Here is a 13,986-nt window from a genome sequence, read left to right on the forward strand (position 1 = left end):
ATGCTAGAGGCACAATTTTTTACTGATACTGGACAACATAGAGATAAGAATGAAGATGCGGGTGGTATTTTTTATAATCAAACTAATCAACAACTTTTAGTTCTGTGTGATGGTATGGGTGGCCATAAAGCAGGAGAAGTTGCAAGTAAATTTGTTACAGATGAGTTGAAATCCCGTTTTGAAGCGGAAAATCTTATAGAACAACATCAAGCTGAAAATTGGTTGCGTAATAATATAAAAGATATAAATTTTCAGTTATATCACTATGCACAAGAAAATGCAGAATATAAAGGTATGGGTACAACATGTGTTTGTGCACTTGTTTTTGAAAAATCAGTTGTGATAGCAAATGTCGGTGATTCTAGAGCCTATGTTATTAATAGTCGACAAATTGAACAAATTACTAGTGATCACTCATTTGTTAATCATCTTGTTTTAACGGGTCAAATTACGCCGGAAGAAGCATTTACACATCCACAACGTAATATTATTACGAAGGTGATGGGCACAGATAAACGTGTGAGTCCAGATTTGTTTATTAAGCGATTAAATTTTTATGATTATTTATTATTAAATTCAGATGGATTAACTGATTATGTTAAAGACAATGAAATTAAGCGTTTGTTAGTAAAAGAAGGTACAATAGAAGATCATGGTGATCAATTAATGCAATTGGCATTAGATAACCATTCGAAAGATAACGTTACTTTCATACTCGCGGCTATTGAAGGTGATAAAGTATGATAGGTAAAATAATAAATGAACGATATAAAATTGTAGATAAGCTTGGCGGCGGTGGCATGAGTACCGTTTATCTTGCTGAAGATACGATACTTAACATTAAAGTTGCAATTAAGGCGATTTTTATACCACCTAGAGAAAAAGAAGAAACATTAAAACGTTTTGAACGAGAAGTACATAACTCATCACAGCTATCACATCAAAATATAGTAAGTATGATCGATGTTGATGAAGAAGATGACTGTTACTACTTAGTAATGGAATATATCGAAGGTCCGACTTTGTCTGAGTATATTGAAAGTCATGGGCCATTAAGTGTTGACACAGCGATTAATTTTACGAATCAAATATTGGATGGCATTAAACATGCGCATGATATGCGTATTGTACATAGAGATATTAAGCCACAAAATATATTAATTGACAGCAATAAAACGTTGAAAATATTTGATTTTGGAATTGCTAAAGCTTTAAGTGAGACGTCTTTAACTCAGACTAATCATGTGTTAGGTACTGTGCAGTACTTTTCGCCAGAACAAGCAAAAGGTGAGGCAACGGATGAATGTACAGATATTTATTCTATAGGTATTGTGTTATATGAAATGCTTGTTGGTGAACCACCCTTTAATGGAGAAACTGCAGTTAGCATTGCGATTAAACATATTCAGGATTCTGTGCCAAATGTGACAACAGATGTACGTAAGGATATTCCGCAATCTTTAAGTAATGTCATTTTACGCGCTACAGAAAAAGACAAAGCGAATCGTTACAAAACAATTCAAGAAATGAAAGATGATTTGAGTAGTGTTTTACATGAAAATCGAGCGAATGAAGATGTCTATGAACTCGATAAAATGAAAACGATAGCGGTACCTTTGAAAAAAGAAGATCTAGCAAAGCATATTAGTGAACATAAGTCGAATCAACCTAAACGTGAAACGACGCAAGTACCTATTGTAAATGGGCCTGCTCATCATCAGCAATTCCAAAAGCCAGAAGGTACGGTGTACGAACCAAAACCTAAAAAGAAATCAACACGAAAGATTGTGCTCTTATCACTAATCTTTTCGTTGTTAATGATTGCACTTGTTTCTTTTGTGGCAATGGCAATGTTTGGTAATAAATACGAAGAGACACCTGATGTAATCGGGAAATCTGTAAAAGAAGCAGAGCAAATATTCAATAAAAACAACCTGAAATTGGGTAAAATTTCTAGAAGTTATAGTGATAAATATCCTGAAAATGAAATTATTAAGACAACTCCTAATACTGGTGAACGTGTTGAACGTGGTGACAGTGTTGATGTTGTTATATCAAAGGGCCCTGAAAAGGTTAAAATGCCAAATGTCATTGGTTTACCTAAGGAGGAAGCCTTGCAGAAATTAAAATCGTTAGGTCTTAAAGATGTTACGATTGAAAAAGTATATAATAATCAAGCGCCAAAAGGATACATTGCAAATCAAAGTGTAACCGCAAATACTGAAATCGCTATTCATGATTCTAATATTAAACTATATGAATCTTTAGGCATTAAGCAAGTTTATGTAGAAGACTTTGAACATAAATCCTTTAGCAAAGCTAAAAAAGCCTTAGAAGAAAAAGGGTTTAAAGTTGAAAGTAAGGAAGAGTATAGTGACGATATTGATGAGGGTGATGTGATTTCTCAATCTCCTAAAGGAAAATCAGTAGATGAGGGGTCAACGATTTCATTTGTTGTTTCTAAAGGTAAAAAAAGTGACTCATCAGATGTCAAAACGACAACTGAATCGGTAGATGTACCATACACTGGTAAAAATGATAAGTCACAAAAAGTTAAAGTTTATATTAAAGATAAAGATAATGACGGTTCAACTGAAAAAGGTAGTTTCGATATTACTAGTGATCAACGTATAGACATTCCTTTAAGAATTGAAAAAGGAAAAACAGCAAGTTATATTGTTAAAGTTGACGGTAAAACTGTAGCTGAAAAAGAAGTCAGCTATGATGATGTATAAATATAATTGAAGTAAATGTACCGAGGTTTCTATTTGGAAGTCTCGGTATTTTTATGTTGAGATTGCGGTAGTTTTAAAATGCTTCATGTCATCATATACAGGTGAGCATTGTCTATCAATTCTGTATCACTCTCACAATATTTATATCATTTGAAATGATCATTTATATATTAATTTTCCAGTCTTTGATATAATAAATGCAGTAAAATTAATCGAGAGGTGCCATTTTGAAGACAGGTCGAATAGTGAAATCAATTAGTGGGGTATATCAAGTAGACGTTAATGGCGAACGTTTCAATACAAAACCACGAGGATTATTTAGAAAGAAAAAATTTTCACCGGTAGTTGGTGATATAGTGGAATTTGAAGTTCAAAACATTAACGAAGGTTATATTCATCAAGTGTTTGAGCGGGAAAATGAGTTGAAAAGACCACCTGTAAGTAATATAGATACACTAGTAATTGTAATGAGTGCTGTCGAGCCAAATTTTTCAACGCAATTATTAGATCGATTTTTAGTTATTGCACATTCGTATCAGTTAAATGCGAGAATTTTGGTGACTAAAAAAGATAAAACACCAATTGAAAAGCAGTTCGAAATAAATGAGTTGTTGAAAATATATGAAAATATTGGCTATGAGACTGAATTTATTGGAAATGATGATGATCGAAAAAAAATTGTAGAAGCTTGGCCAGCTGGACTTATAGTACTTAGTGGTCAATCAGGTGTCGGTAAGTCCACTTTCTTAAATCATTATCGTCCAGAACTTAATCTTGAGACAAATGATATATCAAAATCATTAAATCGAGGAAAGCATACTACAAGACATGTCGAACTATTCGAACGTCAAAACGGTTATATTGCAGACACACCTGGATTCAGTGCTTTAGATTTTGATCATATAGATAAAGATGAAATAAAAGATTATTTTCTTGAATTAAATCGATATGGTGAAACATGTAAGTTTAGGAATTGTAATCATATCAAAGAACCTAATTGTAATGTTAAGCATCAATTAGAGATAGGGAATATTGCGCAATTTAGATACGACCATTATTTACAACTATTTAATGAAATTTCAAATAGAAAGGTTAGATATTAAATGACAAAACTATATCCATCATTATTATCTGTTGATTTTTTGGATTTACAACATGAATTAAAACGACTTGAAGAAGCAGGCGTCGACGGAGTTCATTTTGATGTTATGGATGGTCAATTTGTGCCTAATATATCTATTGGTTTACCAATATTAGATGCAGTAAGAAAAGGCACAACATTACCTATAGACGTACATTTGATGATTGAAAATCCAGAAAAGTATATTGCATCATTTGCAGAACATGGTGCCGATATGATTTCAATTCATGTCGAATCAACGCCTCATATTCATCGTGCTATTCAAATGATTAAACATTTAGATAAAAAAGCTGGTGTAGTAATTAATCCTGGTACACCAATATCACAAATTGAACCTATTTTAGACATTGTTGATTATGTACTAGTGATGACAGTTAACCCAGGGTTTGGTGGTCAATCATTTATTGATCAATGCGTAGAAAAAATAGCGGGTCTTAATGCTATTAAAATGGAACGTCAATTAAACTTTGATATTGAAGTTGATGGAGGCGTAAATACCGATACAGCGAAAGTTTGTGTTGAAAATGGTGCTACAATGCTAGTAACAGGTTCATTTTTCTTTAAACAAGAGGATTATAAAAAAGTCACACAAGCATTGAAAGGTTGAGTGTATATGCATATAAATTTATTATGTTCTGATCGACACTTGCCGCAAGATATTTGGGCCAAAAGTAATGAAGGTAAATGGGGCGGCGTTGATAGAGGTGCTTTGATTTTATTGAAGCATCAAATTATCCCTTTTTTCTCAGTGGGAGACTTTGATTCAGTCAGTAAAGAAGAACGCCAACTTCTAACAGAACAGTTACAAATCAAACCAGTTCAAGCTGAAAAAGCTGATACGGATTTAGCTTTAGCGGTTGATAAAGCTGTTGCACTTGGATTTGATAGTATTACAATTTATGGTGCAACAGGCGGACGATTAGATCACTTTTTTGGGGCAATTCAGTTATTATTGAAAAAAGCATATTATAAACATGATGTTCATATAGAAGTTATCGATCAACAAAATAAAATTGAATTATTGCCTAAAGGTCAACATACAGTTGAAAAAGATAAGAGTTATCCGTACATTTCATTTATACCGATGACTGATGATGTAGAACTTTCTCTAGCAGGTTTTAAATATAATTTAGCTAGACAAATGCTTAATATAGGTTCTACTTTAACTATTTCAAATGAAATTGAGTCTTTGCAAGCGAAAGTAACTGTACATGATGGGTTGATTTTGCAAATTAGAAGTACAGATTTAAATTAAGTATATTCAAATTTGTGAGGATTTTTAATAAAGTGCATGAGTTATTTAATAAAGTGACGTTTATAGATAGAATTTATAACATAATAATAGATGAATCACGCTGTAATTAATGAAGATTATGGCGTGATTTATTATTGAAAGGAAAATTGTAGGTCCTAGTACATTGATTTATGTGCCAAAATCGATATTGAACCCATAAGTCCAATTTGACAGAGAACCATTATTAAACGTATTAACCAAATTATATTGATAGTTCGAATTTCACTATGAACCATTATGTATTGTTTGGTAACAAAAAAAGAACTAAGAGGTTGAGCTCTTAGTTCTTAAGTAAATGTGTCCTCCACATAAGGTCACATTTTTTATGTGCAATATATTTATTAAACTCTAGTTACTTTACCAGATTTTAAAGCACGTGCAGAAACCCAAACTTTTTTAGGTTTACCGTCAACTAGGATTCTAACTTTTTGAAGGTTAGCGTTCCATCTACGTTTAGTAGAGTTTAAAGCGTGTGAACGTCTGTTACCAGTCGAAGCTTTACGACCTGTTACGAAACATTGTTTACCCATATGAGTACCTCCTTTAATAAATATAAATACACATAACTACTTATATACTTAATTAAGATAGCATAGTTTCATTTGAAAAACAATGAATAATTTTCACATAAAAGTCAAAAATACTGAGTTTTGTGATATAATTGTAGACTGTGAAGTTATGTAGTATGATATTTTAGAGAAATAAGTGAATGAAACATTTAAAATTTTTATTTAATGATACTACATCTATTAAAAGAAAACGCCTATAGATAATCGTCATGAGTGTAAATTCAGTTTACTCAAAATATAATAGGTGATTTAAGCGTAAGTCATTCTGATAAGTTGTACCATTGATATTTTATAAAAATAATCAATGAAACTTAAAGCGTTTATGACTACACTAAGTGGTAAAATTTTAAAAGTGATTAGGGAAAACGAATAATAAACTTTGAAATTTAGGAGGGACAAAGATATGACATTAGAGATTTCAAATGATTACGGTAAAATTGATATTTCAAACGAAGTGATTGCTTCGGTTGTAGGTGGAAAGGCCGTTGAATGTTATGGTATTGTAGGTATGGCATCTAGACAACAAGTTAGAGATGGTATTGCGGAAATACTAGGACATGAAAATTATGCTAAAGGCATCAAAGTAACTGAAAATAATGGCGTAGTGGATATAGATATGTACATTATTGTAAGTTACGGTGTGAAAATATCTGAAGTTGCCAATAATGTACAATCAACAGTGAAATATACTTTGGAAAAATCACTTAATGTATCAGTAAATTCAATCAATATATATGTACAAGGTGTACGTGTGAATAATACAGGCAAGAAAGCTTAGGAGGACAACTTGAAATGATTAGCAAAATTAATGGTAAATTATTTGCCGATATGATTATACAAGGGGCACAAAATTTATCTAACAATGCAGATTTGGTAGATTCTTTGAATGTGTATCCAGTGCCAGATGGTGATACAGGAACAAATATGAATCTTACTATGACTTCAGGTCGCGAAGAAGTAGAGAATAATTTGTCGAAAAATATCGGCGAATTAGGTAAAACATTCTCGAAAGGTTTACTAATGGGTGCAAGAGGTAACTCTGGTGTCATCTTGTCACAATTATTCAGAGGATTTTGTAAAAATATTGAAAGTGAATCTGAAATTAATTCAAAATTGTTAGCTGAAAGTTTTCAAGCTGTTATGAAACCAGTTGAAGGTACAATACTTACAGTTGCAAAAGATGCTGCGCAAGCTGCAATAGAAAAAGCAAATAATACTGAAGATTGTATAGAATTAATGGAGTACATTATTGTAAAAGCCAATGAATCACTTGAAAACACACCAAACTTATTAGCTGTACTTAAAGAAGTTGGTGTTGTTGATAGTGGCGGTAAAGGTTTGTTATGCGTTTACGAAGGATTCTTAAAAGCGCTTAAAGGTGAAAAAGTTGAAGCCAAAGTTGCAAAGATAGATAAAGATGAATTTGTACATGATGAACATGATTTCCATGGTGTAATTAATACTGAAGATATTATTTATGGCTATTGTACTGAAATGATGGTTCGTTTTGGAAAGAATAAAAAAGCCTTTGATGAACAAGAATTCAGGCAAGATATGAGTCAATTTGGTGATTCTTTATTAGTCATTAATGATGAAGAAATTGTGAAAGTTCACGTGCATACCGAATACCCAGGTAAAGTGTTTAATTATGGTCAACAATATGGTGAATTAATTAAACTTAAGGTTGAAAATATGAGAGAACAGCACCGTGAAGTGATTCGAAAAGAACAGCACACAGCTAAACCGAAAATGGAAACGGTTGAAACAGCAATTATTACTATTTCTATGGGTGAAGGTATTTCAGAGATATTTAAATCAATGGGTGCCACACATATCATTAGTGGTGGACAAACGATGAATCCTTCTACAGAAGATATCGTTAAAGTCATTGAACAATCAAAATGTAAACGTGCAATTATTTTACCGAATAATAAAAATATCTTAATGGCAAGTGAACAAGCAGCGAGTATTGTTGATGCAGAAGCTGTTGTTATTCCAACGAAATCTATTCCTCAAGGTATAAGCGCACTATTCCAATATGATGTGGACGCAACACTTGAAGAAAATAAAGCGCAAATGGCTGATTCAGTAAATAACGTTAAATCTGGTTCATTAACGTACGCTGTTCGTGATACGAAAATTGATGGCGTTGAGATTAAAAAAGACGCGTTTATGGGCTTGATTGAAGATAAGATTGTAAGCAGCCAAAGTGATCAATTAACAACGGTTACTGAGTTGTTAAATGAGATGTTAGCAGAAGATAGTGAAATATTGACTGTGATTATTGGTCAAGATGCAGAGCAAGCAGTTACAGATAACATGATAAACTGGATCGAAGAGCAATATCCAGATGTAGAAGTGGAAGTTCATGAAGGTGGACAACCAATTTATCAATATTTCTTTTCAGTAGAATAAAAATTTAAAATAAAAAACTACCAATGATAAATCATCAGTTGGTAGTTTTTTATTTTGCTATTTTAGTGATATTGCGGGTTAAAAGTATCGTTCTCGAGTTGCTAACAATGTCATGTTCAACTTAGTCATGATAAAATAAATAACATACTAAATGATACGTAAAATCAAATAAAACATAGGTGATTTATTTTGGCTAAAGTAAACTTAATAGAAAGTCCATATTCTCTTTTACAATTAAAAGGTATAGGTCCTAAGAAAATAGAAGTATTGCAACAACTAAATATTCATACAGTGGAAGATCTTGTTCTTTATTTGCCAACTAGATATGAAGATAATACAGTGATTGATTTGAATCAAGCAGAAGATCAATCTAACGTTACGATAGAAGGACAAGTATATACAGCTCCAGTAGTTGCATTTTTTGGAAGAAATAAATCAAAATTAACCGTTCATTTAATGGTAAATAATATTGCTGTCAAATGTATTTTTTTCAATCAACCGTATTTAAAAAAGAAAATCGAATTAAATCAAACTATAACTGTTAAAGGTAAGTGGAATAGGGTTAAACAGGAAATTACTGGTAATAGGGTTTTCTTTAATTCACAAGGGACACAAACTCAAGAAAACGCAGATGTTCAATTAGAACCAGTCTATCGTATTAAGGAAGGTATTAAACAAAAGCAAATACGAGACCAAATTAGACAAGCGTTAAATGATGTGACAATTCATGAATGGTTAACTGATGAACTAAGAGAAAAATATAAATTAGAGACCTTGGACTTTACTTTGAACACATTACATCATCCTAAAAGTAAAGAGGATTTATTACGTGCTCGTAGAACCTATGCATTTACTGAACTGTTTTTATTCGAATTACGTATGCAATGGCTAAATAGATTAGAAAAGTCATCTGACGAAGCAATTGAAATTGATTATGACATAGACCAAGTTAAATCATTTATTGATCGTTTACCTTTTGAACTAACTGAAGCACAGAAATCCAGTGTTAATGAAATTTTTAGAGATTTAAAAGCACCAATACGTATGCATCGATTACTTCAAGGTGATGTAGGTTCAGGAAAAACAGTAGTTGCTGCAATTTGTATGTATGCGTTAAAAACTGCTGGTTATCAATCAGCATTGATGGTACCAACTGAAATTTTAGCAGAGCAACATGCTGAAAGTTTAATGGCTTTATTTGGAGATTCTATGAACGTTGCATTGTTAACTGGGTCAGTAAAAGGTAAGAAACGAAAGATACTTTTAGAACAACTTGAAAATGGTACGATTGATTGTTTAATTGGAACCCATGCTTTGATTCAAGATGATGTGATTTTCCATAATGTTGGTTTAGTAATTACAGATGAACAACATCGATTTGGTGTGAATCAACGCCAGCTTTTAAGAGAAAAAGGTGCAATGACGAATGTGTTATTTATGACAGCAACGCCGATACCAAGAACACTAGCAATATCAGTTTTTGGTGAGATGGATGTGTCTTCAATTAAACAATTACCAAAAGGTCGTAAACCTATCATTACTACTTGGGCAAAGCATGAGCAATACGATAAAGTTTTGATGCAAATGACCTCAGAGTTGAAAAAAGGTCGTCAAGCATATGTCATTTGCCCGCTAATAGAAAGTTCTGAGCATCTCGAAGATGTTCAAAATGTTGTCGCATTGTACGAGTCTTTACAACAGTATTATGGTGTTTCCCGTGTAGGGTTATTGCATGGTAAGTTATCTGCCGATGAAAAAGATGAGGTCATGCAAAAGTTTAGTAATCATGAGATAAATGTTTTAGTTTCTACTACTGTTGTTGAAGTAGGTGTTAATGTACCGAATGCAACTTTTATGATGATTTATGATGCGGATCGCTTTGGATTATCAACTTTACATCAGTTACGCGGTCGTGTAGGTAGAAGTGACCAGCAAAGTTACTGTGTTTTAATTGCATCCCCTAAAACAGAAACAGGAATTGAAAGAATGACAATTATGACACAAACAACGGATGGATTTGAATTGAGTGAACGAGACTTAGAAATGCGTGGTCCTGGAGATTTCTTTGGTGTTAAACAAAGTGGATTGCCAGATTTCTTAGTTGCCAATTTAGTTGAAGATTATCGTATGTTAGAAGTTGCTCGTGATGAAGCAGCTGAACTTATTCAATCTGGCGTATTCTTTGAAAATACGTATCAACATTTACGTCATTTTGTTGAAGAAAATTTATTACATCGTAGTTTTGACTAATTGCCATGCTGATTTGTCAATTTGAGTGCAACACTTCGTTAATTGAGTGATATGACACTTGAACTATTTAAATGTAAAGTGGTATTTTAACAATTTATAAATTTTCGACTAAATAATAGCTAAATATTACAGTTATTTGTTGAGTCGGTTAAATAGAAAGTGTTATGATATGTGAGGAATGTTTAAGACTAGGTACTAAAAAATGAGGGGTGAGACGTTGAAACTAAAGAAAGATAAACGTAGAGAAGCAATCAGACAACAAATTGATAGCAATCCCTTCATCACAGACCATGAACTAAGCGACTTATTTCAAGTGAGTATACAAACAATTCGTTTAGATCGCACTTATTTAAACATACCAGAATTAAGGAAGCGTATTAAATTAGTTGCTGAAAAGAATTATGACCAAATAAGTTCTATTGAAGAACAAGAATTTATTGGTGATTTGATTCAAGTCAATCCAAATGTTAAAGCGCAATCAATTTTAGATATTACATCGGATTCTGTTTTTCATAAAACTGGAATTGCGCGTGGTCATGTGCTGTTTGCTCAGGCAAATTCGTTATGTGTTGCGCTAATTAAGCAACCAACAGTTTTAACTCATGAGAGTAGCATTCAATTTATTGAAAAAGTAAAATTAAATGATACGGTAAGAGCAGAAGCACGAGTTGTAAATCAAACTGCAAAACATTATTACGTCGAAGTAAAGTCATATGTTAAACATACATTAGTTTTCAAAGGAAATTTTAAAATGTTTTATGATAAGCGAGGATAAAATTATGGTTAAATTAGCAATTGATATGATGGGTGGCGACAATGCGCCTGATATCGTATTAGAAGCCGTACAAAAGGCTGTTGAAGACTTTAAAGATCTAGAAATTATACTTTTCGGTGACGAAAAAAAGTATAATCTGAACCATGAACGAATCGAATTTAGACATTGTTCTGAAAAGATTGAAATGGAAGATGAGCCTGTTAGAGCGATTAAACGTAAAAAAGATAGCTCAATGGTAAAAATGGCTGAAGCTGTGAAATCTGGTGAAGCAGATGGATGTGTGTCAGCAGGTAATACTGGTGCTTTAATGTCAGCTGGTTTATTCATTGTTGGACGTATTAAAGGTGTAGCTAGACCGGCTTTAGTAGTAACATTGCCAACGATTGATGGAAAAGGTTTTGTCTTTTTAGACGTTGGTGCAAATGCTGATGCTAAACCTGAACACTTATTACAGTATGCGCAACTAGGGGATATTTATGCTCAAAAAATTAGAGGTATTGATAATCCGAAAATCTCATTATTAAATATAGGAACCGAGCCAGCTAAAGGTAATAGTTTAACGAAAAAATCATATGAGTTATTAAATCATGATCATTCATTGAATTTTGTTGGGAATATTGAAGCGAAGACATTAATGGATGGCGATACAGATGTTGTAGTTACCGATGGCTATACTGGGAACATGGTCCTTAAAAATTTAGAAGGTACTGCAAAATCAATCGGTAAAATGTTAAAAGATACGATTATGAGTAGTACTAAAAATAAATTAGCAGGTGCAATATTGAAGAAAGATTTAGCTGAATTCGCTAAAAAGATGGATTACTCAGAATACGGTGGTTCCGTATTATTAGGATTGGAAGGTACTGTAGTTAAAGCACACGGTAGTTCAAATGCTAAAGCTTTTTATTCTGCAATTAGACAAGCGAAAATCGCAGGAGAACAAAATATTGTACAAACAATGAAAGAGACTGTAGGTGAATCAAATGAGTAAAACAGCAATTATTTTTCCGGGACAAGGTGCCCAAAAAGTTGGTATGGCGCAAGATTTGTTTAACAACAATGATCAAGCAACTGAAATTTTAACTTCAGCAGCGAACACATTAGACTTTGATATTTTAGAGACAATGTTTACTGATGAAGAAGGTAAATTGGGTGAAACTGAAAACACACAACCAGCTTTATTGACGCATAGTTCGGCATTATTAGCAGCGCTAAAAAATTTGAATCCTGATTTTACTATGGGGCATAGTTTAGGTGAATATTCAAGTTTAGTTGCAGCTGACGTATTATCATTTGAAGATGCAGTTAAAATTGTTAGAAAACGTGGTCAATTAATGGCGCAAGCATTTCCTACTGGTGTAGGAAGCATGGCTGCAGTATTGGGATTAGATTTTGATAAAGTCGATGAAATTTGTAAGTCATTATCATCTGATGACAAAATAATTGAACCAGCAAACATTAATTGCCCAGGTCAAATTGTTGTTTCAGGTCACAAAGCTTTAATTGATGAGCTAGTAGAAAAAGGTAAATCATTAGGTGCAAAACGTGTCATGCCTTTAGCAGTATCTGGACCATTCCATTCATCGCTAATGAAAGTGATTGAAGAAGATTTTTCAAGTTACATTAATCAATTTGAATGGCGTGATGCTAAGTTTCCTGTAGTTCAAAATGTAAATGCGCAAGGTGAAACTGACAAAGAAGTAATTAAATCTAATATGGTCAAGCAATTATATTCACCAGTACAATTCATTAACTCAACAGAATGGCTAATAGACCAAGGTGTTGATCATTTTATTGAAATTGGTCCTGGAAAAGTTTTATCTGGCTTAATTAAAAAAATAAATAGAGATGTTAAGTTAACATCAATTCAAACTTTAGAAGATGTGAAAGGATGGAATGAAAATGACTAAGAGTGCTTTAGTAACAGGTGCATCAAGAGGAATTGGACGTAGTATTGCGTTACAATTAGCAGAAGAAGGATATAATGTAGCAGTAAACTATGCAGGCAGCAAAGAGAAAGCTGAAGCAGTAGTCGAAGAAATCAAAGCTAAAGGTGTTGACAGTTTTGCGATTCAAGCAAATGTTGCCGATGCTGATGAAGTTAAAGCAATGATTAAAGAAGTAGTTAGCCAATTTGGTTCTTTAGATGTTTTAGTAAATAATGCAGGTATTACTCGCGATAATTTATTAATGCGTATGAAAGAACAAGAGTGGGATGATGTTATTGACACAAACTTAAAAGGTGTATTTAACTGTATCCAAAAAGCAACACCACAAATGTTAAGACAACGTAGTGGTGCTATCATCAATTTATCAAGTGTTGTTGGAGCAGTAGGTAATCCGGGACAAGCAAACTATGTTGCAACAAAAGCAGGTGTTATTGGTTTAACTAAATCTGCGGCGCGTGAATTAGCATCTCGTGGTATCACTGTAAATGCAGTTGCACCTGGTTTTATTGTTTCTGATATGACAGATGCTTTAAGTGATGAGCTTAAAGAACAAATGTTGACTCAAATTCCGTTAGCACGTTTTGGTCAAGACACAGATATTGCTAATACAGTAGCGTTCTTAGCATCAGACAAAGCAAAATATATTACAGGTCAAACAATCCATGTAAATGGTGGAATGTACATGTAATATATTTGAGCTAAAGCTCATTGACGCAGTGGTTGACTGGTCATCCAATGGAGAATTGTCTGACCTAGTCAACTTTGCGGGGGAAATTCTAAGCAACCTAGATAAGGTTCCAGAATTTCTCCCTAAGAAACACTAATCAATAAATTGATAAGTGTTTCTAAAATTTCTAC

Annotated in this window: 13 protein-coding genes; 12 read left to right on the top strand and 1 reads right to left on the bottom strand. The window is 33.0% G+C overall.

What is annotated here, in order from left to right:
- From JG553_RS03195 to JG553_RS03215, 5 genes are all read left to right on the top strand, one after another.
- Nucleotides 1–744, top strand: coding sequence for a protein-serine/threonine phosphatase Stp1 (locus tag JG553_RS03195; RefSeq protein ID WP_000888494.1), 744 nt, complete (start codon nt 1–3; stop codon nt 742–744).
- Nucleotides 741–2,735, top strand: coding sequence for a serine/threonine protein kinase Stk1 (pknB, locus tag JG553_RS03200; protein ID WP_000579564.1), 1,995 nt, complete (start codon nt 741–743; stop codon nt 2,733–2,735). The genes JG553_RS03195 and pknB overlap by 4 nt, the downstream gene beginning before the upstream one ends.
- Nucleotides 2,736–2,962: 227 nt before the next feature.
- Nucleotides 2,963–3,838 carry a ribosome small subunit-dependent GTPase A gene (gene rsgA, locus JG553_RS03205; RefSeq protein ID WP_000847933.1) on the top strand — a complete coding sequence of 292 codons (876 nt, stop codon included), beginning with the start codon at nt 2,963–2,965 and terminating at the stop codon, nt 3,836–3,838.
- Nucleotides 3,839–4,483, top strand: a complete 645-nt coding sequence (rpe, locus tag JG553_RS03210; protein WP_000164332.1) for a ribulose-phosphate 3-epimerase — start codon at nt 3,839–3,841, stop codon at nt 4,481–4,483.
- 6 nt (nt 4,484–4,489) lie between these two features.
- Nucleotides 4,490–5,131 carry a thiamine diphosphokinase gene (locus JG553_RS03215; protein WP_000547905.1) on the top strand — a complete coding sequence of 214 codons (642 nt, stop codon included), beginning with the start codon at nt 4,490–4,492 and terminating at the stop codon, nt 5,129–5,131.
- Nucleotides 5,132–5,511: 380 nt separating this feature from the next.
- Here the strand turns inward: JG553_RS03215 and rpmB are convergent, their stop codons facing one another.
- Nucleotides 5,512–5,700 carry a 50S ribosomal protein L28 gene (rpmB, locus tag JG553_RS03220; RefSeq protein WP_000517908.1) on the bottom strand — a complete coding sequence of 63 codons (189 nt, stop codon included), beginning with the start codon at nt 5,698–5,700 and terminating at the stop codon, nt 5,512–5,514.
- Nucleotides 5,701–6,142: 442 nt separating this feature from the next.
- Between rpmB and JG553_RS03225 the strand changes: the two genes are divergently transcribed.
- The 7 genes from JG553_RS03225 to fabG all read left to right on the top strand — a co-directional run bounded on the left by JG553_RS03225 (nt 6,143) and on the right by fabG (nt 13,816).
- Nucleotides 6,143–6,517 (top strand): Asp23/Gls24 family envelope stress response protein, encoded by a 375-nt coding sequence (locus tag JG553_RS03225; protein ID WP_000171418.1) that lies wholly within the window; start codon nt 6,143–6,145, stop codon nt 6,515–6,517.
- A 14-nt stretch (nt 6,518–6,531) separates the two neighbouring features.
- Nucleotides 6,532–8,154 (top strand): fatty acid kinase catalytic subunit FakA, encoded by a 1,623-nt coding sequence (fakA, locus tag JG553_RS03230; protein WP_202106766.1) that lies wholly within the window; start codon nt 6,532–6,534, stop codon nt 8,152–8,154.
- 189 nt (nt 8,155–8,343) lie between these two features.
- Entirely contained in the window at nt 8,344–10,404 is a 2,061-nt protein-coding gene (gene recG, locus JG553_RS03235) for an ATP-dependent DNA helicase RecG (protein ID WP_001151499.1), read from the top strand.
- Nucleotides 10,405–10,606: 202 nt separating this feature from the next.
- Entirely contained in the window at nt 10,607–11,179 is a 573-nt protein-coding gene (gene fapR, locus JG553_RS03240; RefSeq protein WP_001548538.1) for a transcription factor FapR, read from the top strand.
- A 4-nt stretch (nt 11,180–11,183) separates the two neighbouring features.
- On the top strand, nt 11,184–12,170 hold the full coding sequence (gene plsX / locus JG553_RS03245; protein ID WP_000239744.1) for a phosphate acyltransferase PlsX: 987 nt from the start codon (nt 11,184–11,186) through the stop codon (nt 12,168–12,170).
- Nucleotides 12,163–13,089: an ACP S-malonyltransferase gene (gene fabD / locus JG553_RS03250; protein ID WP_000047348.1), complete on the top strand. Its 927-nt coding sequence runs from the start codon at nt 12,163–12,165 to the stop codon at nt 13,087–13,089. The genes plsX and fabD overlap by 8 nt, the downstream gene beginning before the upstream one ends.
- Entirely contained in the window at nt 13,082–13,816 is a 735-nt protein-coding gene (gene fabG, locus JG553_RS03255) for a 3-oxoacyl-[acyl-carrier-protein] reductase (RefSeq protein WP_000167269.1), read from the top strand. The genes fabD and fabG overlap by 8 nt, the downstream gene beginning before the upstream one ends.
- The last annotated feature ends 170 nt before the right edge of the window (nt 13,817–13,986 follow it).

Origin of the sequence: Staphylococcus sp. T93 (assembly GCF_016743875.1) — a bacterium.
Classification (GTDB): Bacteria; Bacillota; Bacilli; order Staphylococcales; family Staphylococcaceae; genus Staphylococcus; species Staphylococcus aureus.